This window comes from Streptomyces arenae, assembly GCF_022343545.1.
Taxonomy (GTDB): Bacteria; Actinomycetota; Actinomycetes; order Streptomycetales; family Streptomycetaceae; genus Streptomyces; species Streptomyces humi.
In genome coordinates, this window is record NZ_JAKQYH010000069.1 from 66,567 (window position 1) to 89,606 (window position 23,040).

At 71.5% G+C, this 23,040-nt stretch carries 23 protein-coding genes; 11 read left to right on the forward strand and 12 right to left on the reverse strand.

Annotated features, from left to right (window positions below):
- Nucleotides 1-7 precede the first annotated feature (7 nt).
- From tgmB to MB828_RS31955, 4 genes are all read right to left on the reverse strand, one after another.
- Nucleotides 8-991: an ATP-grasp ribosomal peptide maturase gene (tgmB, locus tag MB828_RS31940; RefSeq protein WP_301651208.1), complete on the reverse strand. Its 984-nt coding sequence runs from the start codon at nucleotides 989-991 to the stop codon at nucleotides 8-10.
- A 15-nt stretch (nucleotides 992-1,006) separates the two neighbouring features.
- The gene (tgmA, locus tag MB828_RS31945) at nucleotides 1,007-1,198 is read right to left on the reverse strand and encodes a putative ATP-grasp-modified RiPP (protein WP_133024031.1); all 192 of its coding nucleotides are present in this window, start codon (nucleotides 1,196-1,198) and stop codon (nucleotides 1,007-1,009) included.
- Between the two features lie 165 nt (nucleotides 1,199-1,363).
- Nucleotides 1,364-2,230: a fructosamine kinase family protein gene (locus MB828_RS31950; protein ID WP_301651209.1), complete on the reverse strand. Its 867-nt coding sequence runs from the start codon at nucleotides 2,228-2,230 to the stop codon at nucleotides 1,364-1,366.
- 22 nt (nucleotides 2,231-2,252) lie between these two features.
- Nucleotides 2,253-2,720, reverse strand: a complete 468-nt coding sequence (locus MB828_RS31955; protein ID WP_301651210.1) for a hypothetical protein — start codon at nucleotides 2,718-2,720, stop codon at nucleotides 2,253-2,255.
- A 247-nt stretch (nucleotides 2,721-2,967) separates the two neighbouring features.
- On the opposite strand from MB828_RS31955, the gene MB828_RS31960 reads away from it, so the two are divergent.
- The 4 genes from MB828_RS31960 to MB828_RS31975 all read left to right on the forward strand — a co-directional run bounded on the left by MB828_RS31960 (nucleotide 2,968) and on the right by MB828_RS31975 (nucleotide 7,284).
- Complete coding sequence (locus MB828_RS31960; RefSeq protein WP_301651211.1) at nucleotides 2,968-4,356, forward strand: glycoside hydrolase family 43 protein; 1,389 nt, start codon at nucleotides 2,968-2,970, stop codon at nucleotides 4,354-4,356.
- A 234-nt stretch (nucleotides 4,357-4,590) separates the two neighbouring features.
- Nucleotides 4,591-5,010: a hypothetical protein gene (locus MB828_RS31965; RefSeq protein ID WP_046728911.1), complete on the forward strand. Its 420-nt coding sequence runs from the start codon at nucleotides 4,591-4,593 to the stop codon at nucleotides 5,008-5,010.
- A gap of 111 nt (nucleotides 5,011-5,121) precedes the next feature.
- Complete coding sequence (locus tag MB828_RS31970) at nucleotides 5,122-5,826, forward strand: class F sortase (RefSeq protein WP_301651212.1); 705 nt, start codon at nucleotides 5,122-5,124, stop codon at nucleotides 5,824-5,826.
- Nucleotides 5,827-5,928: 102 nt separating this feature from the next.
- Complete coding sequence (locus MB828_RS31975; protein ID WP_301651213.1) at nucleotides 5,929-7,284, forward strand: cytochrome P450; 1,356 nt, start codon at nucleotides 5,929-5,931, stop codon at nucleotides 7,282-7,284.
- A gap of 9 nt (nucleotides 7,285-7,293) precedes the next feature.
- Here the strand turns inward: MB828_RS31975 and MB828_RS31980 are convergent, their stop codons facing one another.
- From MB828_RS31980 to MB828_RS31995, 4 genes are all read right to left on the reverse strand, one after another.
- Nucleotides 7,294-8,301 (reverse strand): LacI family DNA-binding transcriptional regulator, encoded by a 1,008-nt coding sequence (locus tag MB828_RS31980; protein ID WP_301651214.1) that lies wholly within the window; start codon nucleotides 8,299-8,301, stop codon nucleotides 7,294-7,296.
- Between the two features lie 2 nt (nucleotides 8,302-8,303).
- Nucleotides 8,304-9,605, reverse strand: coding sequence for a glycoside hydrolase family 27 protein (locus MB828_RS31985; RefSeq protein WP_301651215.1), 1,302 nt, complete (start codon nucleotides 9,603-9,605; stop codon nucleotides 8,304-8,306).
- Nucleotides 9,606-9,622: 17 nt separating this feature from the next.
- Nucleotides 9,623-11,146 carry an alpha-N-arabinofuranosidase gene (locus MB828_RS31990; protein WP_301651216.1) on the reverse strand — a complete coding sequence of 508 codons (1,524 nt, stop codon included), beginning with the start codon at nucleotides 11,144-11,146 and terminating at the stop codon, nucleotides 9,623-9,625.
- A gap of 159 nt (nucleotides 11,147-11,305) precedes the next feature.
- Nucleotides 11,306-12,751: a glyceraldehyde-3-phosphate dehydrogenase gene (locus tag MB828_RS31995; protein WP_301651217.1), complete on the reverse strand. Its 1,446-nt coding sequence runs from the start codon at nucleotides 12,749-12,751 to the stop codon at nucleotides 11,306-11,308.
- Between the two features lie 176 nt (nucleotides 12,752-12,927).
- On the opposite strand from MB828_RS31995, the gene MB828_RS32000 reads away from it, so the two are divergent.
- Nucleotides 12,928-14,121, forward strand: a complete 1,194-nt coding sequence (locus MB828_RS32000; RefSeq protein WP_301651218.1) for a hypothetical protein — start codon at nucleotides 12,928-12,930, stop codon at nucleotides 14,119-14,121.
- Nucleotides 14,122-14,149: 28 nt separating this feature from the next.
- Here MB828_RS32000 and MB828_RS32005 read toward each other — a convergent pair whose 3' ends face one another.
- Both MB828_RS32005 and MB828_RS32010 read right to left on the reverse strand, forming a co-directional pair.
- Nucleotides 14,150-14,368: a LysR substrate-binding domain-containing protein gene (locus MB828_RS32005; RefSeq protein ID WP_301651219.1), complete on the reverse strand. Its 219-nt coding sequence runs from the start codon at nucleotides 14,366-14,368 to the stop codon at nucleotides 14,150-14,152.
- A 163-nt stretch (nucleotides 14,369-14,531) separates the two neighbouring features.
- Nucleotides 14,532-14,846, reverse strand: coding sequence for a hypothetical protein (locus MB828_RS32010; protein WP_301651220.1), 315 nt, complete (start codon nucleotides 14,844-14,846; stop codon nucleotides 14,532-14,534).
- A 445-nt stretch (nucleotides 14,847-15,291) separates the two neighbouring features.
- On the opposite strand from MB828_RS32010, the gene MB828_RS32015 reads away from it, so the two are divergent.
- Genes MB828_RS32015 through MB828_RS32035 form a run of 5 tightly spaced genes read left to right on the forward strand, consistent with a single transcriptional unit; the run spans nucleotide 15,292 to nucleotide 20,732 of the window.
- Nucleotides 15,292-16,602 carry an exo-beta-N-acetylmuramidase NamZ family protein gene (locus MB828_RS32015; protein ID WP_301651221.1) on the forward strand — a complete coding sequence of 437 codons (1,311 nt, stop codon included), beginning with the start codon at nucleotides 15,292-15,294 and terminating at the stop codon, nucleotides 16,600-16,602.
- Nucleotides 16,603-16,631: 29 nt separating this feature from the next.
- Complete coding sequence (locus MB828_RS32020; RefSeq protein ID WP_301651222.1) at nucleotides 16,632-17,615, forward strand: GNAT family N-acetyltransferase; 984 nt, start codon at nucleotides 16,632-16,634, stop codon at nucleotides 17,613-17,615.
- Nucleotides 17,612-18,913 (forward strand): ABC transporter substrate-binding protein, encoded by a 1,302-nt coding sequence (locus MB828_RS32025; protein ID WP_301651223.1) that lies wholly within the window; start codon nucleotides 17,612-17,614, stop codon nucleotides 18,911-18,913. The genes MB828_RS32020 and MB828_RS32025 overlap by 4 nt, the downstream gene beginning before the upstream one ends.
- Nucleotides 18,907-19,866, forward strand: a complete 960-nt coding sequence (locus MB828_RS32030) for a carbohydrate ABC transporter permease (RefSeq protein ID WP_301651224.1) — start codon at nucleotides 18,907-18,909, stop codon at nucleotides 19,864-19,866. The genes MB828_RS32025 and MB828_RS32030 overlap by 7 nt, the downstream gene beginning before the upstream one ends.
- Entirely contained in the window at nucleotides 19,863-20,732 is an 870-nt protein-coding gene (locus MB828_RS32035) for a carbohydrate ABC transporter permease (RefSeq protein ID WP_301651225.1), read from the forward strand. The genes MB828_RS32030 and MB828_RS32035 overlap by 4 nt, the downstream gene beginning before the upstream one ends.
- A 70-nt stretch (nucleotides 20,733-20,802) precedes the next feature.
- Here MB828_RS32035 and MB828_RS32040 read toward each other — a convergent pair whose 3' ends face one another.
- Complete coding sequence (locus MB828_RS32040; RefSeq protein ID WP_133024047.1) at nucleotides 20,803-21,414, reverse strand: GOLPH3/VPS74 family protein; 612 nt, start codon at nucleotides 21,412-21,414, stop codon at nucleotides 20,803-20,805.
- A 250-nt stretch (nucleotides 21,415-21,664) separates the two neighbouring features.
- On the opposite strand from MB828_RS32040, the gene MB828_RS32045 reads away from it, so the two are divergent.
- Nucleotides 21,665-22,528, forward strand: a complete 864-nt coding sequence (locus MB828_RS32045; protein WP_301651226.1) for a PaaX family transcriptional regulator — start codon at nucleotides 21,665-21,667, stop codon at nucleotides 22,526-22,528.
- A 42-nt stretch (nucleotides 22,529-22,570) separates the two neighbouring features.
- On the opposite strand, the gene MB828_RS32050 is transcribed toward MB828_RS32045, so the two are convergent.
- The gene (locus MB828_RS32050) at nucleotides 22,571-22,984 is read right to left on the reverse strand and encodes a RidA family protein (RefSeq protein ID WP_046728898.1); all 414 of its coding nucleotides are present in this window, start codon (nucleotides 22,982-22,984) and stop codon (nucleotides 22,571-22,573) included.
- Between the last annotated feature and the right edge of the window lie 56 nt (nucleotides 22,985-23,040).

Consider the following 23,040-nt stretch of genomic DNA (forward strand, 5'->3'; position numbering starts at 1 on the left):
CAGCCGGTCAGGGCATCCTGCTCCGCCCGCCGTCGGCATGGGGACGGCACCGCCCGGTGCCGTCCGCCAGCCACCCGGCGATGCTCTCGGCGATGGGCTGCCCGGTGTCCATCTCGACGAACCCGAACTGACCCGACTGGTTGCACTCGAGGAACCACCAGATGCCGTCGGCGTCCTCCGCGAAGTCGAAGGCACCGTAGGCCAGCTCGGCGTCCTTCATATACGTGTGAACGGCCTCGGCGACTCGCACCGGCACCTCGGTCTCCTGCCAGGGGGCGACGGACGGGGCGAACCGGACGTCCACGTCGTCGGGATGGGCGTCCGGATGCACCGGCTTGCGGGCCGCCAGCAGCCGCTCGCCGACCACCGTCAGCCGGATGTCGGCCCGCTTGGCGACCCGCCGCTGGAGCAGCGTCGGACCGAACGCCACCGCCGCGAAGTCGGCGTCCGGCGCCACCCGGCTGGTCGGCACCGCCCGCGGCGGCTCCTGCGGATGCGCCCCCGACACCGGCTTCACCACCAGGTCCGGGAACCGGGCCGCGAACTCCCGGGCCGCCTGCGGGAACGTCGTGATCAGCGTCGCGGGCACGGCGAGCCCGCTGCGCTGCGCCAGCCGCAGCTGCCACGGCTTGTGACGCGCCCGGCGGGCCGCGTCCGGATGGTTCATCCAGCGCGCGTCGGTCCCGCGCAGCATGCCGTACAGCGCCTGCGAGGACTCCTCGGACAGCCAGGCCGACGGCTGGGCGGCCCGGGCGGCCGCCACCCCGGGCCTGCGCACCCAGATCGAGCGCAGGCCGTCCATGCTCACCAGACGTCCGTTCACGGACAGGTGGCCGCGGCTGACGCCCTGGACATACTCGCCCGACAGGGCCACACCGCTGGTCAGATCGGCAGGGTCGAGGCGGACGACGGGCACGGCGGCCTCGTGCAGCCGGAGGACCACCATGTCCGCCGTCACGTCCTCGTCACTGGTCAGGATGAGCACGGTCATCGTCGGGTTCCGCGTTCAGTCGTCGAAGTGCGTCTTGGAGCCCGCGGTGGAGGTCGTGGTCCCCAGGGCTCTCAGCGTTGCGTGATCGGTGGCTGCGATCCGGCCATCGAGGAGAACGTTCAACTGCAGTCCGGAGTCATACGCGTACGGAGTGGTGACGTCCAACTGCACTGCGGGGCGTGCGTAGTTGAGCGCGAACGGTTGCATGGTCTCTCCCTGTTTCGTTCTTCCATGCACTTATACGATTCGAACGCGTGGTTGGTTTCCTTACTCTGCGTAATCTCAGCGCCAATTAAGGGCTTGTTAAGGAAACAGCGGCCTGTCGCCGCGCCAAGTGGCCGATTTCACATGCTCGTCCGGCACGTGACAGGGTCAAATGCCCGCGATTCTCCGGGATGTCGTGAGCGCCTGTTCGGCGTAGCTCCGTCCGAAGAGCGCTGCATGTACCAGCAGCGGGAACAGCTGGTGCAGTCCGACGCGCTCCGCCCAGCCGGCGGCCGGCGGCGCCGTGTCCTGGTACGCCTCCAGGATCCGGTCCAGGTGCGGGCAGCCGAAGAGGCGGAGCATCGCGAGGTCGGTCTCGCGGTGTCCGCCGTGCGCGGCGGGGTCGATGACCCGGACCCGGCCGTCGGCGCCCCACAGCACGTTGCCGTTCCACAGGTCGCCGTGCAGCCGGGCGGGGGGCTCGGCCGGTCCCGCGAGTTCCGGCAGCCGCTCGCAGACCCGTTCGACCACCCGGGCCTCGCCGGGCCGCAGGGCGCCGCGGTCGACCGCCGCGCGAAGGTAGGGCAGCACCCGGTGCTCGGCGTACCAGTGCGGCCAGTCGGTGCCGGGCTCGTTGCGCATCGGCGCGCGGCCGATCCAGGCGTCGCGCGGGCCGTCCGGCGGGGCCGCTCCGAAGGCCGGGGCTCCGCCGGCGTGCAGGGCGGCCAGCTCGCGGCCGAACCGCGTGGCCGCCTCGGTGCTCGGCGGGCCCGTGGCGACCAGCTCGGTCACCAGCCACCGCTCGTCGTGGCCCAGCACCTCGGGAACCGGGACCGCCCGGGCGGCGGCGAGCCAGCGCAACCCGGCCGCCTCGGCCCGCACCGCGCCGGAGCCTTCGCCGCGCTTGACCGCGACGGCGCCGCCGTCGGCCAGCGCGACCTCCGTCAGGCCGCCGGACAGGGCGTGCTCGGCCGAGGGCCGCCGCCCGGTGAGCCGGGCGGCCGCCGCACCCGGACTCTCGCCGCCGTCGACCACGGCCCCAGAGTACGGGCCGGGGTCAGGAGCCCCAGGTGCCCTGGTCGACGGCGCAGTTCCAGCCCGTGCCGTGCAGCGCGAACTTCACCTTGTAGGTGTGGGTGTTCAGCAGATGGGTCTGCACGCGCACCCCGAGGCTGGTCTTCTTCTTCAGCGTCGCCGTGTACACGGACACCGTCTTCGACGTCCGGTGGGTGACCTTGCCGCCGGTGGCCCTGGCGGTGCCGAAGCGGATGTTCTTGACGTCCGTCACGGTGAACGTGACCTTCGTGAAGCTCTTGGTGGCGCTCTTGTTCTTGACGGCGAAGTACAGGCCACCCTCGGTCACCCAGTTGTCCGAGTTCACGTAGAAGCGGCTCGGATAGACGATGTCGACGGGGCAGCCGGCGCTCCGCGGCGCCTCGGTCCGCGCGGACGCGCCCGCGGCGACGCCGAGTTGAGCGGCTGTGACGACGCCGACGGCGGTCAGGACTCCGGCAGATGTACGCATACGGTTCACTACGGTTATTCCTCCCCCTGCGGTACTGATCGGACCATAGCGAAGAGTCCCGCTTTCCTCACCCGAAAGCAGATGGTTTTCCACCGTCAGAGTGGCCGCCCGGCTGACGAGGTGTCATCGACCGAGTAACTCCCGTGTTACGCAAGCATTGACGCGCCCCACGTGCCCCTCTAGTTTCTGATCGGTTTTCCGAACCATGTCCGAAATCCCGGACACTCCCCCCTCGTCTGGAGCGCACATGAACGGCACCCCCCTGTCGCGCCGTCATTTCCTCGGCATGGCCGCGACCGTCCCCCTCACCGCCACCGGCGCCCTCGCGCTCGGCGCCGGCAGCGCCCAGGCCGCCACCAACTCGGCCTACGTGATGTGCTATTTCACCGAGTCCCCGGACATGCTGGCCGCCAACTACGGCCTGCACCTGGCCGTCAGCACCGACGGCCTCCAGTGGACCCCGCTCAACCAGAACGACCCCGTGGCCACCCCCACCGCGGGCTCCCTCGGCCTGCGCGACCCGTTCATCCTGCGCAAGCAGGACGGCACCTTCGTGGTCCTCGCCACCGACCTCAACGGCACCGACTGGACCTACGTCAGCCAGTACATCCATGTCTGGGACTCCACCGACCTGCGCACCTTCACCGGCTACCGGCGGGTGAAGCTGCACGACATGGACACCCACGCCTGGGCGCCGGAGGCGTTCTGGGACGCCGGGCGCGGCCAGTACGGCATCATCTACTCCGCCGTGAACTCCAGCGGCCACAACGTCATCATGATCAACTACACCGGTGACTTCGTCACCGCCGGCGACCCGCAGGTCTTCTTCGACCCGGGCTACGACGTCATCGACGGCGACCTGGCCGTCGGCGTGAACGGCGTCAACTACCTCTACTTCAAGAAGAACTCGACCCTCGTCGGCGCCCGCTCCAGCTCACTCGACCCGGGCAGCTTCACCGAGTTCAGCACGGCCGTCTCGCACAACGGCACCGAGGCGCCCGAGCTGGTCAAGTCCCTCACGTCGAGCTCGACCTGGTACCTCTGGGGCGACACCTGGTCGCCGAACGGCGTGTTCTACGCCTGGGGGACCAGCGACCTCTCGGCCGGCACCTGGACGGCCCTCGACCAGAAGACCTACACCCAGCCGCTCAACTCCAAGCACTGCGGCATCCAGCCCATCACCGCCACCGAGTACGGCAATCTGGTCACCAAGTGGGGCACGCCGTCCTGGAACCGGCTGAAGTCCTACAACTACCCGGCCCGGTACGTCCGGCACAGCAACTTCGTCGGACGCATCGACGAGTACGCCTTCGACCCGTACACCGACGGCATGTGGAAGCTGGTCCCCGGCCTCGCCGACAGCGGCGGGGTGTCCTTCCAGTCGGTCAACTACCCGACCCGCTACCTGCGCCACTACGACTACCAGCTGCAACTGGACGTGAACGACAGCACGACGGCGTTCGCCCAGGACGCCACGTTCTACCGGACGGCCGGCCTCGCCGACTCCTCCTGGTCGTCGTTCCGGTCCTACAACTACCCGACCCGGTACATCCGCCACTCGAACTACGTCCTGCGCATCGACCCCGTCTCGACCAGCACCGAGAAGGCCGACGCCACCTTCTCCGTGGGCTACTGACACGGCGGTGGGCCCCCAGGGCGGCGACACGCCGACGACGGGCCCACCGCCGCCCGAATGGCGGTGCGCGCCCGCGACGGATTGACCCAGCCGGGCGGAGTTGGGCGTGTCGTCACCCCGGATGGGCGGTCCGGATGGTGCGAGGCGCGGGGCTGACTGACGGTGGTTCATGTCGGAGCCGGGTCATATCGCTGATGGAGTGTCGGCGCCCGGCCACGGCGGAAGGACAAAGAGATGCGTTCTGCCCGCATGATCATCGCGACGACGGCAGCCACCGCCGCCCTGGCGTTCGCCGCTCCCGCAGCCCAGGCCGCGGGTTCGGGGGACCGTGACGACGGGGGCCGTGACGACTCCTCCTACAGCAGCAGCGACAGCAAGTTCGACCCGGAGACGTACAAGGGCAAGGGCGACGACGAACAGGGGGGCAAAGGCGACAAGGAAGACAGCGGGGGCAAGGGAGACAGGGGGAAGGACGAAGGCGGCGGCTCGTGGGGTGACGACGAGGGGAGTGACCGCCCGCACGGCGGTATGCACACCGGCGGCGGTGCCCTCGCCTCGCCCGGTGTCACGGCCGGCGGGCTGGCCGTCCTCGGTGTAGCGGCCTCCGGTGCCTACGCCCTGCGACGCAGGAGGGTCGCCGGGCCCGTGTCCTGATGGGCATACGAATACGGGGCCGCGGCCGCCGCCGGCGCTCCACACGCCGACGGCACCGCGGGTCCCGTCTCCGGCCCCTCCCGCTGCCGTGCTCCAGAAAGGTGATCCGCGATGGCAGCCGGCTCCTCCTCCCCGAACCCCGAGAACGCCGGGAATCCCGACGTCCGCGACGACCGCGACGGCCCGGGCGCTCCGGACGAAGCCCGGCGCGGCGGACTGCTGCCCGTGTGGGGCGTGGCCGTGGTGCTGCTGGTCGTGGCGCTGGTCGGCGGACACGGCAAGGCCTCCGACGCCAGCGGCGGGGCGCCCGCCGACCACACCGGTACCGTTCCCTCGGCCGATCCGCAGCGGACCGGCGAGGCGCTGCCCCGGTCCGTACCGACCCGCCTGCTCATCCCGAAGATCTCCGTCGACGCCCCCTTCACCGCCCTCACCATCAGCCCCTCGGGTCAGCTCGAACCGCCGCCCGCCGACAACACCAACCTGGTCGGCTGGTACTCCAAGGGCGCCGCGCCCGGCGAGGCGGGCACCTCGATCATCGCGGGCCACGTCGACACCAAGGTCTCGGCGGCCGTGTTCGTCCGGCTGGACGAACTGGAGCGCGGCGACCGCTTCTCGGTGGACCGGGCCGACGGCATCAGGGCGGACTTCGTGGTCGATGACGCGCAGACCTTCCCGAAGGACGACTTCCCCAGCGACCGCGTCTACGCGGACACCCGTCGCCCGGAGGTCCGGCTGATCACCTGCGCCGGCGACTACGACCACGACGTCAAGGACTACACGGAGAATCTGGTCGTCTTCGGCCACCTCGTCTGATATCGAACGCCTGATCGCGTGTCGGACGGCACAGATTGAGCCACGGCCCGGGGTGGGCAGCCATAAGCGAGGTCATGATCGCCGTGAAGGGACATGAGTCTCATGACGCTTGTGGCGCCTCCCCCCATACCCAGGGCGGCGGGTTCGCTCCCGTTGCTGGGTCACGCCGTACAACTCGGCCGGGACAACCTGGCCTTCATCGCCGGACTCCGCGAGAACTACGGCCCGCTGGTCGAGATCACCCTCCAGCCGGGCACCCGCACCATCGTCGTACAGGACCCGGAACTCATCCGCACCATGCTCACCGACCTGGGCCCGAGCCTCGACAAGGGCCGGTTCTTCGAGAAGATGGGCCAGCTCATGGGCGACTCGGTGGTCACCGTCGCCGGACAGGAGCACGTCCGGAAACGCCGGCAGCTCCAGCCCGCTTTCGGCCGCGCCGAGATCGCCCGCTACGTCGACCTCATGCGCGGCGAGGCCGATTCCGCGGTCGACGGGTGGACGCCCGGTGAGGACCTGGACGTCCGTGAGGCAATGGTGAAACTGTCGCTCGACATGCTGGTGAAGACGGTGTTCTCGGGCAGCATCAACGCGGAAACGTTTGTGCAGCTGCGTCGTGACCTCTCCGTCGTCATGAACGGGGTGGGCGTGCGCATCATGCTGCCCGACTGGTTCGAGCGCCTTCCCATCCCCTTCAACCGCCGTTTCGACCGCGCCCGTGACGACGCGCGCGCCACCATCAACGGGGCCATCGCCGCACTCCAGGCGGCCGGCCACGGCACCGGAGACATGCTCTCCCTGCTGATGGCCGCCACCGACGAGTCGACCGGACTGCCGCTGACCGAGGACCAGATCTGCTCGGAGATCCTCACCCTGGCCGTGGCCGGAACCGAGACCACGGCGTCCGTCCTGTCCTGGGTCCTCTACGAGGTCGCCCGCGACCCCGGGATCGAGTCCCGGATCCTCGCCGAACTCGCCGAGGTGCTGGGCGAGCGCCCGGTGTCCTTCGCGGACGTCACCCGGCTGCCCTACCTGGACCGCGTGATCAAGGAGGCGCTGCGCCTGCACCACACCGGCTGGCTGGTCACCCGCCGCACGGTCACCGAGACCCGGCTGGGGGACTGGACCCTGCCGCCCGGCACCGAACTCGCCTACTGCCAGCACGCCCTGCACCGCGACCCCGCCTTCTTCCCCGACCCCCTCACCTTCGACCCGGACCGCTGGCTGGACTCTGAACAAACGTTTCCTCAGGGGGCCTACCTGCCGTTCGGCGCCGGCAAGCACAAATGCATCGGCGACCGTTTCGCGGTGACCGAGCTGATCACCGCCCTCGCGACCATGCTCCGCCGGGTGCGGTTCGAACTCGCGCCCGGCCGGACCGTCCGGCCGGTGGCCCGGGCGACGGTCCGGCCGCGCACCCTCGTGATGAAGGTGCGGCCGCGGGCGCAGGACGGCTGACGAGCCGCGTCAGCCGCCCGTCGACTCCCGCACCACCAGCCGGAACGGGCCGACGAACTCCTCCCGTTCCGGCCCGGGGCCGGCCCGGTCGATGCGGGCCGCCAGCAGGGCGACCGCGCGTTCGGCCATCAGGTCGTGGTCCGGGTCGACGGTGGACAGGGACGGCACGAGGTACGCGCTCTCGTCGACGTTGTCGAAGCCGATCACTTTGACCTGCTCCGGCACCCGGATCCCGGCGTCGGCGAGCGCGCGCAGCACGCCCATGGCCACCGTGTCCGTCACACAGAACACCCCGTCGAAGCCGAGGCCGCCCGCCACCGTCCCGCGCACCTGACGGGCCGCCTCCCGCATGGTGAGCGACTCCGCCGTCACCACCAGTTCCGGGTCCGCGGCCAGTCCCGCGGCCGTCAGCGCCCGCAGGTAGCCGGCGTGGCGCAGGCTCGACACGTCGACCTCGCCGTCCAGCCGCCCGCACACGAGGGCGACGCGCCGGCAGCCCCGTTCGAGCAGATGGCGCGTCGCCGCTTCCGAGGCGGCCTCGTTCGGCATGGCGACGTGGTCGACGGGCCCGCCGAAGATCCGCTCGCCGAGGATCACCACCGGATGGTCGACCTCCAGGGCCTCGACATCGGCCTGTCCCATCCCGACCGTGCACAGGATGAGGCCGTCGTAGAGCCGGTTGCGGGACAGGGACAGGGCGGCGAGTTCGTCCTCGCGGCGCGCGCCGGTCTGTTCGACGCTCACCCGCAGGCCGTGCCGGCCGGCCGCCGCGATGATGGCGGCGGCCAGCCGGCCGTAGTAGGGGCGGTTGACCTCGGGGACGGCGAGGCCGATGGTCCCGGTACGGCCCTTGCGCAGGTTGCGGGCGGCGACGTTGACCCGGTAGTCGAGCCGGGTCATCGCCGCCAGGACGCGGTCCCGGGTGGCCGGGCGCACGTTGGGGTGGCCGTTGATCACGTTGGAGACGGTCATCGCCGAGACGCCGGCCGCCTTCGCCACGTCCTGGATCGTCGCCACGCTCACTCCCGCCTGCCGTCCTCGGCAAGACGATAGAGGGCGGCTCCGTGCGCGGGCAGCTCGGCGACCAGGTACCGGCCGTCGTGAGCGGTGTCGGTACGGGTCCACAGCTCGCGGACGCGGTCGTGCGGGCCGGCTCCGACCGAGCCCAGGGGCACTTCGAGGCGGCGCGCCTCGTCCGCCAGGGAGAACACCGCCGCGTACCGGGTGTGCCCGTCGGTGTCCCGGGCCGTCCACAGCACCAGGTCCCGCTCCCGCAGCACCTCCCGGTTGCCGGTGCTGTGCCACAGGACGTCGAGCGCCTCGTCGTTGGTGAGCAGTTCGATCGTCTCGGGCGGGCTGGTGGGCAGGTCGCCGCCCATCATCAGCGGGGAGCGGGAGATCAGCCAGAGGGTGAGCAGGCTGATCTGCTCGGGGCGTGTGAGCAGGGACTGGCGGTCCGCGCCGCGTTCCGCGCGGATGCCGATGTGCCCGAGCGGCAGCATGTCCGCGTCCGCCCAGCCGCCGTCGCCCTGCCAGGGCGCCCAGCGCGCCATTCGGGCGAACTGCGCCTCGACGTCCTCCCAGCGGTCCCACAGGTCGTCGCAGACCCGCCACATGGTGGCGTGCTCGCGCAGCTGGTCCAGCCGGGCCACCGACATGTCCGTGCCGGGGGACAGGCTCAGCTCGATCGGGCGTCCGCTGCGTTCGACGGCCCGCGCGTAGGCGGCGATCTCCCGTTCGTGGTACGGGAAGAGCATGTCGTCGGCCTTGACGAAGTCGACGCCCCACGCGGCGAACTGGGCGAGCTGGGAGTCGTAGTAGGCCTGGGCGCCGGGGTGGCCGTGGTCCAGGCCGAAGTTGTCGGAGTTCCAGGGGCACACCGAGTCGGTGTCGGCCACGTCGGCGGCGGTGAACTCCGTGCCCAGCACCGGGAGTTTCGCCTCGACCGCCCGGCGTGGGACGCCCCGCATGATGTGCACCCCGAACCGCAGGCCCATGGCGTGCACCCGGGCGGCCAGCGGTTCGAAGCCGGCCCCGTCCGCGGCGGAGGGGAACCGGTTCGGCGCGGGGAGCTGACGGCCGTACGCGTCGAGGACGAGCGGTGCGTCCGGGTTGTAGCCGTGGGCGCGGGCGGTCGGTTCGTACCACTGGATGTCCACGACCACGGTGTCCCAGCCGTACGGGAGCAGGTGGTCGCGCATGAACGCGGCGTTGGCGAGGACCTCTTCCTCGGTGACGGTGGTGCCGTAGCAGTCCCAGCTGTTCCAGCCCATCGGCGGGCGCAGCCGGCGGGCGGGCAGCGGACGTGCGGGTCGGGTCATGTGCGCACTCCTCGAGGTCAGCGCTGGTTCAGGGGGGCCCGGACGGTGACGAACGAGTGGGGCGGGAGGGTGAGCCGCAGGCCCTCCGGGGTCACGGAGAGCCCGTCGAACGGCCGCGGGGCGACCGTGGCCGGCGCCTGCGGGGTGTTGTGGGCCTGGAGCCTGTCCGCCGTGAGGATGCGGGCGGTCGCTTCACCGAGGGCGCCGCCGCGCAGGTCGAGGGTGACGTCGGCGGGCTCCTCGGCGTCGAGGTTGCTCACCGAGATCAGGACCGTGCCGTCCTTGACGCTCGCGGAGGCCGACAGGGTGTCGAGTTCGGCGTCGCCGACGCGGCGCCGGGCGCCCTCGGCGCGCAGGTGCACCGGGAGCGAAGTGGCGTCCTGGTGGCCCTTGTTCATCTCGAAGACGTGGTAGGTCGGGGTCAGGACCAGGCTGTCGCCCTCGGTGAGCAGCATGGCCTGGAGCACGTTGACCGTCTGCGCGATGTTGGCCATGTGCAGCCGGGCCGCGTGCTTGTGGAAGATGTCGAAGTGGGCGCCCGCCACCAGCGCGTCGCGCAGGGTGTTCTGCTGGAACAGGAAGCCGGGGTTGGTGCCGGGTTCGACGTCCCACCAGGTGCCCCACTCGTCCAGGACGAGGCCGACCGTGCGGTGCGGGTCGTAGACGTCCATGACCGTGGAGTGGCCGGTGAGGATGCGGTCGATCCGGCGGGCCGACACCATCGTGCGGTAGTAGTCCTCGGTGGCGAACTCCGTGGCACTGCCCTTGGCCTCCCAGGGGCCCGCGAGGGTGTAGTAGTGGACGGACAGGCCCTGGAAGAAGTTCTTCGGCGTGGCCTCGCAGCCGAAGCAGCTGATCTGCTGCATCAGGGTCTCGGTCCACTTGTAGTCGGCGTCGGAGGCGCCCGAGGCGATGCGGTAGAGCTTGTTGTCGCCGTGGTCGCGGCAGTAGGTGGCGTACTGGCGGGCCAGGTCGGCGGAGTACTCGGCGCGCATGTTGCCGCCGCAGCCCCACGTCTCGTTGCCGATGCCCCAGTACTTCACCCGCCAGGGCTCCTCGCGCCCGTTGTCCTTGCGCAGCCGGACCATGGGGCTGTCGCCGTCCCGGGTGAGGTACTCCACCCACTCGCTCATCTCGCGGACCGTGCCGGAGCCGACGTTGCCGCTGATGTAGGGCTCGGCGCCGAGGAGTTCGCAGAGGGCCATGAACTCGTGGGTGCCGAAGTGGTTGTTCTCCTCGATGTCGCCCCAGTGCGTGTTGACCATCCGGGGGCGCTGCTCGCGGGGGCCGATGCCGTCCCGCCAGTGGTACTCGTCGGCGAAACAGCCCCCGGGCCAGCGGAGGTTGGGGATGTCGAGGGCGCGCAGCGCTTCGACGACGTCGAGCCGGATGCCGCCCTCGTGGGGGATCGGGGAGTCCTCGCCGACCCAGAAGCCGCCGTAGACGCACCGGCCCAGGTGCTCGGCGAAGTGGCCGTAGAGGTGACGGCTGATCGTCGGGCCCTCGATGTCGAGGTTGATGATCACGGTGGCTGTGGGCACGGGGGCACTCCTGACCGGCTCGTGTTGTTCGATATATGGAACGATGTCCGCAAGATCGGTTGTATCGATAAAAAGCTGCCATCGGGCCGTGGGCGCGTCAAGAGCGCGGACGGCCCGGCCCCCGTGTCGCGGGGCCGGGCCGGAGGAGGCGGGGGAGCGTCAGACCGCCGTCGCCGGGTACGTCGGGTACTCGACGCCGGACACGTGCTGGACGACCCGGACCACCTGGCAGGAGTAGCCGAACTCGTTGTCGTACCAGAGGTAGAGGATCGCGTTGTCGCCCTCCACCTTCAGGGCGCCGGCGTCGACGATGGACGCGTGGCGCGAGCCGATGAAGTCGCTGGAGACCGCGTCGGGGGCGGTGATGAAGTCGATCTGGCGCTTGAGCGGCGAGGTCAGCGACACCTCGCGGAGGTAGTCGAGTACCTCCGCGCGGGACGCCTCGCGGGCCAGCTGGAGGTTGAGGATCGCGATCGACACGTCCGGCACCGGGACCCGGATCGAGCTGCCGGTGATGCGTGCCTTGAGGTCGGGCAGCGCCTTCGCGACGGCGGAGGCGGCACCCGTCTCGGTGATCACCATGTTGAGCGGCGCGGACCGGCCGCGGCGCTCCGACTTGTGGTAGTTGTCCAGCAGGTTCTGGTCGTTGGTGAACGAGTGGACGGTCTCCACATGGCCGCGCAGCACTCCGTACTCGTCGGCCATCGCCTTCAGCGGGGGCACGATCGCGTTGGTGGTGCAGGACGCGCAGGACAGGATCTGCTCGTCCGGCTTCACGGTGTCGTGGTTGACGCCGTGCACGATGTTCGGGACGTCGCCCTTGCCGGGCGCGGTCAGTACGACCTTCTCGATGCCCGGACGCAGGTGGTTCGACAGGCCCTCGCGGTCCCGCCACTTGCCCGTGTTGTCGATGAGGATGGCGTCCCGGATGCCGTACTCCGTGTAGTCCACGGCGGACGGGTCGTCGGCGTAGATCACCTTGATCTCGTTGCCGTTGGCGAGGATCGTGCTGTTCTCCTCGTCCACGGTGATCGTGCCCTGGAACTGGCCGTGGATGGAGTCCCGGCGCAGCAGCGAGGCGCGCTTGACGATGTCCTCGCCGCCGGCGCCGCGCACCACGATGGCCCGCAGCCGCAGGCCGTTGCCGGAGCCGGACTTCTCGATGAGCAGCCGGGCGACCAGACGGCCGATGCGGCCGAAGCCGTACAGGACGACATCGCGGGGCTCGCGCCGCTCGATCTTGTTGGCGCCGGTGGCGCCGGCGACCGCCTCCGCGGTGAACTCCGCCACCGTCAGGCCGCGGTCGTCACCCTTGTAGGTGGCCGCGAGCATGCCGATGTCGATCTGGGAGGGGCCGAGGTCGAGCGTGGTGAGCGCCTGGAGGAAGGGCATCGTCTCGGTGACCGAGAGCTCGGCGCCGTCGATCTGGCGGGCGAAGCGGTGGGTCTTGAGGATGCTGACCACCGACTTGTTCACCAGGGAGCGGCTGTGGAGGAGGACCGTCACGTCCCGCTCCCGGTGCAGCTTCCCGATGAGCGGGATCATCGACTCCGCGATCTCCTCGCGGTTCTTCCAGTTGGTGAACGAGTCGTCGTTGACAGTCACAGACCTGAATCTCTCGATCGAGCTGGGTGGCGCTCATATGGTAAACAGACCGATGAATGATCGATCAAGGGGGTCCGGGTGTGACGCGGGTCGCCCGGGTCTGAACGGGTGCGGAAGACCGTGAGAAACCTCCGTGTCGCGTTGCGCCGTCGCGCACCCGTGCCGATGGTCGGAGCGTGAGCACGTCCTCCGTCCCACGGCCCGGCCCCGTCACGCAGCCGGGCCCCGCCCGCCCCGCACCCCCGCGCCGGACCCTGTCCGGGCTGGGGCCCGCCCTCGCGCTCTTCGTGGCCGTCCGGCTCGCCGGAGTCGCCGCCGTCGCCCTGGCCGGTCACGCCACGGGACGCCCCCTGTTCCGGAATCTCGCGCACGCCTGGGACGCCCGCTGGTACCAGCACATCGCGGTCCACGGCTACGGCGACCTGATCGAGATCACGCGCAGGGGAGCCGTGCAGACCGACTGGGCGTTCTTCCCGTTGTACCCCGGGCTCATCCGCGCCCTGGTCACGGTCGTGCCGGTCACCCCCGGCAAGGCCGCCCTGCTCGTCGCCGGGACCGCGGCCGTCGTGGCGGCGTGGGGCGTCCACCGCGTCGGCGACCTCCTGTACGGCCGGGGCGTCGCCACCGCCCTCGTCGTCCTGTGGGCCGTACTGCCCCAGTCGGTCGAACTGACCATCGCCTATACCGAGTCACTCTTCTGCGCGCTCGCGGCCTGGTCCCTGTACTGCGTCCTCAAGGGCCGCTGGCTGTGGGCCGGCTCGCTGGCCGCGCTGGCGGGGCTGTCCCGGCCCACCGGCTTCGCGGTCGCGGCGGCCGTCATCGCCGCCGGCGCGCACGAGGCGGTACGGCGACGAGGACACGTCCCCTGGCGGCTGTGGGCCGGGTGTCTGACGGCCCCGCTCGGCTGGCTCGGCTACGTCCTGTGGGTGGGGCACCGGACCGGCGACCTGCTGCACGGCTACTTCGAGGTGCAGCAGGCGTGGAACTCCCGGTTCGACTTCGGGGAGGGGGCCTGGAAGTTCGTGAAGAGCCTGCTGCTGCACGGCGGCGCCTTCGTCTACGCCGCGGCCCTGGTGATCGTGGCGTCCGGCGTCCTGCTGTTCTGCCTGCTCTGCCTGGACCGGGCACCGCTGCCCCTGGTGGTCTTCGCGGGGGTGCTGGTCCTGGTGGTCGTGGGCGGCTCGGGCTCGTTCTCCTCCAAACCGCGCTTCCTGCTGCCCGCGTTCCCCCTGCTGATCCCGCTCGCCCGCGCCCTGGTCAGGAGCCGGCGTCCGCGGCCGGCCCAGGCCGTCGCCGTCGTCGGCGCGCTCACCGCCGTGTCGCTGCTCTTCGGTGCCTACGTGATGACGGTGGCCCGCGCACCCCTGTGAGGGCCGCGGCCCGCGCGGTGAGCGGCCGTCACCGCCCTGAAGCCCAGGTGGCGCGCAGTTCGTCGGCCACGTCGGGGACCCGGGTGAGGGCCAGCCGGGAGACGAGGGCGACCCCGATGCCGGTGCCGACCAGCGCCCGGGCGAGGTCGCAGGACGCGGTCTGGAAGCGGATCCGCGGCGTGAACCCGGCCTTCGCCGCGGCCCGGTCCAGCTGTTCGCGGGCCGCGTGCCCGGCCAGGACGGTCACCCAGGACTCGTCCCGCAGATGGTCCAGGCGCAGCGGGGCTGCCGGTGTCGCGACCCGCGGTGCGGCGCGCGCTGAACATCGTCACCGGTGTGGTGCTGTGCGGTCTGGGCGTCGGGGTGGCCGGGGGAGTGTGACCCCGCCGGCCACCGTGACGGCGCCGCCGCTAGCGGGGGTTGAAGATCACGCTGGCGAAGTGGACGCTGCCCGACGCCGAGTGGCCGGGGGCGAGCCGGTGCGAGGCGCCCTTGCACTTCGGCTTGGCGTAGACGACGAGCGCCTTCTTGGTGGCGTTCTGCGGGCCACGCGCCTCCTGCGCCATGCCGAGGCACTTGCGGTCCGGCGGGTTCTGGATGGCGTACGCCTTGCCCTTCGGCCCCACCCAGACGAAGGTCCCGTGGGCGGCGGCCGCCGGGCCCATGGTGAGGACGCTGAGGGCGAGCCCGCCGAGGGCGACGGCGAGCGGACGACAGAGGCGCATCGTGATGTCCTTCGTGAGCGGTGACAACGGAAAAGCGCTGCCATCACACACCGTCACCGCGTCCGGACGGCCGGGCGACACGGCGACGTCCCACGTGCGGGCGACTCTTGTCGGCGTGTCGGGACGCCTGTTGCCGCCCGGCCGGCGGTTCACACCAGCGCCACGACCACGGCGACCGCGACGGTGAGTGCCGACAGGCCGACCATCGCGGTCCGCCAGGTGAAGCGGGGGGTGTCACAGAGGCGCATGTCTGCTTCAACGTCCCTGGCCCGCGGGGGAGTCGGCACCGGCAGGTGCGTCACACCATCGGGGCAATCGGTGTCAGGAGGAGACCCTGCCCCTCGGGCCCCCGGACTCGTCGGCGATTCATTGCGCGGATTACGGGACGTAAGGGTAAATTCCCGACCACTGCTGAAGCGGGGCGTCAACGGCGGACGGGGCAAGGATGAACACGCACGACCGCGGCGCGGTGACGACCGGGATCGCCCGACTGCACGCGGCGCCCGCGCTGGCCGGGTCCGGCCGGTTCGGGCTGGTCACCAACCACACCGGAGTCCTGCCGGATCTCCGGCCCGCCGCGCCCGCGCTGCTCGCCGCCGGGGTGCCGCTGGTCGCCCTGTTCGGCCCGGAACACGGCCTGTACGGAACCGGTCAGGCAGGCGAGAGCGAGACCGTCCGGTGGGACCCCGACACCGGGCTGCCGGTGTACGACACCTACGGGCGCGCCGGGGAACGGCTCGACAAGCTGCTGATCGACAGCGGTGTGGACACCCTCGTGTACGACCTCCAGGACATCGGGGCCAGGTACTACACCTACGTGTGGACCATGTTCGACCTGATGGCCGCGGCGGCCCGTACGGGCGTCCGGTTCGTCGTCGCCGACCGGCCGAACCCGCTCGGCGGGCTCGTCAGCGAGGGCCCACTGCTCGAACCCGGCTGGTCCAGCTTCGTCGGGCGCGCCCCGGTGCCCGTCCGGCACGGTCTCACCTGCGGTGAACTCGCCCGGCATCTCAACGCGGCGGCGGTGCCCGAAGCCGCGGGCGGCGCGGTCGACTTGACGGTGATCGAGGCCCTGGGCTGGCGGCGCGCCATGACCGCGGAGACCACCGGTACGGCCTGGGTGGCGCCCTCTCCCAACATCCCGACGCCGACCACCGCTCTCGTCTATCCCGGTACCTGCCTCTTCGAGGGGACGAACCTCTCGGAGGGCCGGGGCACCACACAGCCCTTCGAGATCGTCGGTGCCCCGTACCTGGACCGGCGGTTCGCGCCCGCCCTCGCCGAACTCGCCCTGCCCGGCGTGCACTTCCGTGACCTGCGGTTCGTACCGGCCTCCCGTGGGCACGCCGGACGGCAACTGCGCGGGGTCCAGCTGCACGTCACCGACCGCGAGACGTTCATGCCGGTACGCACCGCCGTCGCGATGCTCGCCACCCTCCGGCGGCTGTACCCGGACGACTTCGGCTGGCGCCCGGCGGACGCCGGGGAGCCCGGTGCCGGCGAACTTGATGCCGACGACCGCGAAACCGACGAACTTGACGCCGGCGGTCCCGGTGCCGGCGGGCCCGGTGCCGACGAACTTGACGCCGGCGGGCCCGGCGCCGGTGAGAGCGGCCGCCGTCGCTTCATCGATCTGCTGTGGGGGTCCGACCGGTTGCGGCGTGCCGTCGACGCGGGCGACGACCCGCTGCCGCTGTGCGCGCCGCCCGCCCCGCCCGCCCGGTGGGCCGGTGACGACGTGCTGCTCTACCCCTGAGACCCCCGCTCCGGAAGGACAACCCGTCGATGACCGACCGCACGACGACGACATCCCGCGCCGGGATCCGCGGCTTCCGGTCGGGCGACGGCCCGCGGCTGGTGGCGGCGTGGGCCCGGAGCGCGCCCGCCGACCCCGTCACCCCGGACCGCTTCCGCTCCCTGGTGCTGCTCGACCCCAACTTCGATCCGGAAGGTCTGCGGGTCGCCGTCGACGGTGACCGTGTCGTCGGCGCCGCCTACGCGGTGCGCCGGCTGACCCCGATGGCCGGCACCGACCTGGAGCCGGAGCAGGGCTGGATCCCGTTCTTCTTCGTCGCCCCGGACCACCGCCGCCGGGGTCTCGGCCGGCGGCTGCTGACCGAGGCCCTGGACTGGCTGGCCGGTCACGGCCGTACCCGGGTGGACTTCTCCTCGTACACCCCGAACTACGTCTTCCCCGGTCTCGACGCCGAGGCCTACCCGGAGGCGGCCGGGCTGCTCGGCTCGCTGGGCTTTCGCACGCTGTACGAGGCGGCCGCGATGGACCGCGCCCTGGTCGGCTACCGCATGCCGGACGACGTCGTGCGACGCGTGCGCGAACTGACCGCGCGCGGGCACCGGTTCGCCACCCCCACCGACGACGACCTGGTGGACCTCCTCGCCCTCGCCGGCAGCCGCTTCGGACCGGACTGGGCCTGCACCATCCGGGCGTGCCTGACGGCCGGCACCCCGCTCGACCGGATCGTCACCGCCCGGGACCCCGGCGGCCGCATGGTCGGCTGGGCGATGCACGGCGCGTTCGACGCGGTGGACGAGCGGTTCGGCCCCATCGGGGTGCTGGAGGAGATGCGCGGCACCGGACTCGGCGAAGTCCTCCTGCACCTGGTCCTGGAACGGATGCGGGCCCGCCGGGCGCACTCCGCGTGGTTCCTGTGGACCGGCGCGCAGTCCCCGGCCGGCCACCTCTACCGCAAGACCGGTTTCACCACGACCCGGGTGTTCCAGGTGATGCGCCGGGAAGCCGCCCGGTGACCCGGACACCGGGCCGCCGCCACGTCGCGCTCGCACTGCCCGCGGCGCTGCTCGCCGCCGGTTGCGCCGCACCCTCCCGGGGCACCGGACGGCCCGGCGACCCGATCGTCCTCACCCTGCTCTCGCACTACGCGAGCGGCGCGCTCAAGGAGGCGCTGCGCGGACCGGTCGACGAGTGGAACGCCACCCACGACCGGGTCAAGGTGGCCACGAAGGCCGTGGAGTTCACCGACCTGCTGACCACGGTCATGGTCCGGCAGGCCGCGGGCCAGGGCGCCGACCTCCTGCACCCGTACTGCCTGTGGAACGGCCAGCTCGTCCGGGCCGGCGTGCTGCGGCCCGCGCCCGCCCCGCACGCCGCCGAGATCAGACGCGGTTACGGGGCCGCCGCGGTCGGCTCGGCCTCGGTGGACGGCACGGTCTACGGCTACCCCACCGAGCTGCAGACGTACGCCCTCTACTACAACAAACGGCTGCTGCGCGAGGCCGGCGTCGGCGGACCGCCGCGTACCTGGCGGGAGCTGGAGGACGCGGCCTACCGCACCGCCCGGCGGGACCGGTACGGCAACACGCTGGTCCAGGGGTTCGGGCTGTCGGCCTTCGACGACTCCACCACCGTCGGGCAGACCCTCGCGCTGCTCAGCACCGCCGGCGGACGGTTCGTCTCGCCGGACGGCAGGCGGACCGAGCTCGACTCGGCGGCCGGCCGGGCCGTGCTCGACCTGGAGCACCGCCTCGTCGCCAGGGGCGCCAGCGACCCCGGCGTCAACGTCTACAGCGCGTTCGCGTCCGGGCAGGTGGCCATGGTGATCAGCGCCGGCTGGTGGACGGCCGACCTGAAGTCCCTGATGGGCAGGGCCTACCGCGATGTCGGGGTGGTCCCCGTGCCGCTCCCCGAGGCGGGCGGCGAACGGGCCACCCTCGCCACCGGGTTCATGCTGGGCGTCAACACGGCGGCCCGGCACCCGCGCGAGGCCTGGGAGTTCCTGCGCTGGCTCAACACCGAGAAGGTGCGCGGCACGACCCGGATGAGCGCCCTCCAGGTGTCGGTCGGCTCCCTGACCGGCCGCGCCGACGACATGCGGACCCTGCTCGGGGCGGGCACCGACCCCAACCTGCGGCCGTTCCTGGACGCGCTCGGGTACGCGGTGCCGGAGCCGAACGTGCCGGGCGCGCAACAGGCCAAGTCGCTGCTGCGCAAGAACATCGAGGCGCTGTGGACCGGCCGGCAGTCGGTCGACGAGGCGCTGCGCACCACCCGCCGCCAGGTCGACCAGGAGGTGGCCCGGTCATGGTGAACGCCACCCTGACACCGGAGACGACCCGGCGGGCGGCACCCGGCGCGCCCGCCGCCGGCACTCACGGCCGGGACCGTCGCGGCCGTCGGCAGGCCGTCGTCGCCTACCTGTTCCTGGCACCGGCGCTGCTGTTCTTCGCCGTCTTCCTGGTCCTTCCCCTGGGCTTCGCGGTGCTGCTTTCGACGTCCCGGTGGGCCGGGTTCGACCTCGGCGACATCCAGCCGGTGGGACTCGACAACTTCGCCGCCCTGTTCGCGGACGGCTCCACGTTCCTGACGCCGGTCCTCACCAACACGCTGCTGTTCGCGCTCGGCACCGTGGTCCTCGCGCTCGCCGGCTCCGTGCTCGTCGCCACCTGCATCGACAACCTGCGGTTCCAGGGGCTGTGGCGCACCCTGTACTTCCTGCCGATCGTCACGACCGTGGTCGCCGTCGGCAACGTCTGGAAGTACATGTACGAGCCGGGCGGTCTGGTCAACGGCGTCCTCAACGCGCTCGGATGCGGCTCTGTGGCGTTCCTCCAGGACCCGGACACCGCACTGCCCTCGGTCGTCGTCGTGCAGGCCTGGGCCTCGGTCGGTTCGGCGATCCTCGTCCTGACCGCGGGACTGAAGTCCATCCCCGAGACGTACTACGAGGCCGCCGCCCTCGACGGCGCCGGCCCCGGCACCGTCTTCTTCAGGATCACGCTGCCCCTGCTGCGGCCCTCCCTGCTGTTCGTGTGCGTCACCCAGTTCCTCACCGGCCTCCAGTCGTTCGCGCTGATCATCGTGATGACCAAGGGCGGACCGGGCGACGCGACCGAGGTGGCGGCGCTGGAGATGTACCGGCAGGCCTTCTCCTACGGCGACTGGGGCACCGCGAGCGCCGCCGCCTTCGTGCTGTTCGCCGTCGTCCTCACGGTCACGCTGGCGCAGCTGTGGTTCTTCCGGCGCAGAGGAGAGGACGTATGAACCGCCGCCGTCTCCCGTGGCTGTCGTACCTGCTGGTGGTCACCGGGGCGGTGCTGACGGTGGTGCCGTTCGCCGACATGGTGATGACGTCCTTCAAGGGGCCGGCCGAGGCGGGCACGCTGCCCTACCGGTTCCTGCCCAGGGCGTTCGACCTGTCCAACTACCGGGCGGCCGTCCACCAGCTCGATCTGCCGGTGCTCTTCCGCAACAGCGTCGTGGCCACGGCCCTGGTCACCGGCTCGGTGCTGCTCACGTCCTCGCTGGCCGGCTACGCGCTCGCCAAACTCCGCTTTCCCGGCCGGGACCTCGTCTTCCGCCTGGTGCTGTCGACGATGATGTTCCCGCCGTTCCTCTTCTTCATCCCGCACTTCCTGATCCTGGTGCACTGGCCGCTGGCGGGCGGCAACGACCTGCTGGGGCGCGGCGGCGCGGGACTCACCGTCAGCATCGTGGCGCTCGCCATGCCGTTCCTGGTCAGCAGCTTCGGGATCTTCCTGACCCGGCAGTTCATGATCTCGATCCCGGACGAGGTCCTGGAGGCCGCCCGCATCGACGGAGCGGGCGAGTTCACCGTGTGGTGGCGGATCGTCGTCCCGCAGACCAGGCCGGTGCTGCTCACGCTCGGCCTGCTGACCTTCGTCGACGCCTGGAACGAGTACATCTGGGCGCTGCTCGTCTCCACCGCCGACCCGGACGTGATGACCCTGCCCGTCGGCATCCAGCTCCTCCAGGACTACGTCGACCCGACCCGCACGATGCCCATCGTGATGGCCGGTCTCGTCCTGAGCACCCTGCCGATCCTGACCCTCTTCCTGCTGCTCCAGAAGCACTACATCAGGGGCGTGATGCTCAGCGGCCTCAAGTGAAGGGGTCCCGGGACCGGCGGGAGGCCGGGATACCCGGCCTCCCGCGCGGACCGCGTCCGGGCGGCGACCGTCACAGGCCCCGCCAGACGTTGTCGAAGGCCGCGTCCTCGATCTCGCGCCGCTGACGCACGGCGGCGAGCTCCGTCACCGCGTCGTTCACGGCGGCCACCACCGTCACCGTCGCGTCGGGGGCCACCCCCGCCAGGTCCTTGGCCGCCTCGTCCCGGACCCCCACGGCGGCCGCGAGGGCGGCCAGCACGGGCTCGCCCGAGGTCCAGCGCTCGTGCGCCCCGGCCCGCTCGGGAGAGTCGGACGGCTCGGTCCGCCCGGTCGGCAGCGGCAGCCAGCGCCGCCTCGGCTGCCGGGCCACCACCGTGCCGTCCGCCTCCAGGGCGTCCAGATAGGCGGCGCCCAGGCCACGCCCCCGGCGCCACAGCCAGTCCTCCACCGACTCGTACGGAGCCTCCCGCTTCAGCGCCGCCGCCGCCTCGTCCAGGAGCCGGTCTCCCGTCTCGCCCTGCGGAGCGGGCACCACGAGGTCGCCGTCGAGCGTGACCGCCCCGGCGTCGATGAGATCGGCCAGTTCGGCTCCCGCCAGTGCCAGCGAGAGGTCGCCCTGTTCGACGGGCCGGGCGGCCGCGTCGTACACGGTGACGAGGAACAGGTCCCGGGGTGTGGTCATGTCGGGCTCCCCAACTGTGACGGCAGAGACAACGCAGGCACCAGAAGTACCAGAGACTTCGGTGACAACCGTGGCACGGCCGGATTCGATGCCCGATCGGCCGTCCCGTGGTGCTCCGTCCTCCGGCCGTACCGCCGCCGGTGGCGTCCCGCACGGGCGCGATAGGCTGCTGCGCGATCAGAAGGCCCCGAAGGGCCCGGAAGGGTTCCGGAGGGTACGCGTCGGGTGACGACGACCGGAGGTGGGGAGCATGACAGCGGAAGCCGGTTCCCCGTCGCCCGCCGCCGTCGGCACCGGCGGGCGGGACAGCCGGCTGGGTCCGTTGATCATCAGCCTCTTCGCGCTGTACGCGCGCCGTGAGCACAACTGGCTCTCCGTCGCCTCCGTCATACGCCTCATGGCCGACCTCGGCGTGGAGGGACAGGCCGTGCGCTCCGCCGTCTCCCGGCTGAAGCGACGGGGGGTGCTGCACGGCGAGCGGCACGACGGCGCCGCCGGGTACGCCCTCTCCGAGGGCACCCTGGAGGTGCTCGAGGAGGGCGACGTCCGGATCTTCGAACGGCACCGGGCCGCGGCCGGCGACGGCTGGCTCGTCGTCGTGTTCTCGGTGCCCGAGTCCGAACGCGACAAGCGGCACGCCCTGCGCACCGCCCTCACCCGGCTGGGCTTCGGCACCGCGGCCCCCGGGGTGTGGGTGGCCCCGGGGATCCTCGCCGACGAGACCCGCCGCACCCTGCAACGCCTCGAACTGACGCCGTACGTGGACATCTTCACCGGCGACCACTTCGCCTTCGGCGACCTGGCGGCGAAGGTCCGCGAGTGGTGGGACCTCGACGAACTCACCGCGCTCTACGCGGACTTCCTGGACCGTTACCGCCAGGTCAGTGAGCGGGCCGCGACCGGCGGGATCCCGCCGCGGGAGGCGTTCGGGATCTACCTGCCGATGCTCACCGAATGGCGCAGGCTCCCGTACCGCGACCCCGGGCTGCCCCTGACCCTGCTGCCGCCGGGCTGGAAGGGCGAGACCGCCGGCGCGCTCTTCGAGGAACTCGACAAGACGCTCAGCGAGCCCGCCCGCGAGCACGCCCTGGCGGTCATCCGCACCACCCCGTAGGCGCCGAGCCCTCGCGCACACCCCGCCGGCCCCGGCCGGGTGCTACGGCCTGATCAGGCGTTCCTCCGGGATCACGGCGACGCCCAGGATCTCGATCATCGCCTCCGGCTGCCAGAGCGCGGTGCAGCCGATGCCCGCCATCGCCGGATACACCGGCCCCGCGAGCTCCCGCCACACCCTGCCGATCTCCTTGCCGTGCGCCTGGTAGTCGGGGATGTCGGTGAGGTAGATCGTCACGCTCACCAGGTCCCGCGGTTCACCGCCCGCCGCCCGCAGTGTGGCGAGCACATTGCCGAACGCCTGGCGGAACTGCTCCACGATGCCGCCCGGAACGATCTTCATATCGGCGTCGAGAGCGGTCTGGCCGCCCAGATGCAGCGTGTTCCCCGCGAGCGTGCCATGCGAGTAGCCGCTCGGGGCGGGCAGTTCGGGCGGGTTCACGGCGACGGGAGTCATGAGGCCTCCGTTCGGTGGTGTCCGGCGCCTGCCGTACGGCCAGGCGTATTGACAAT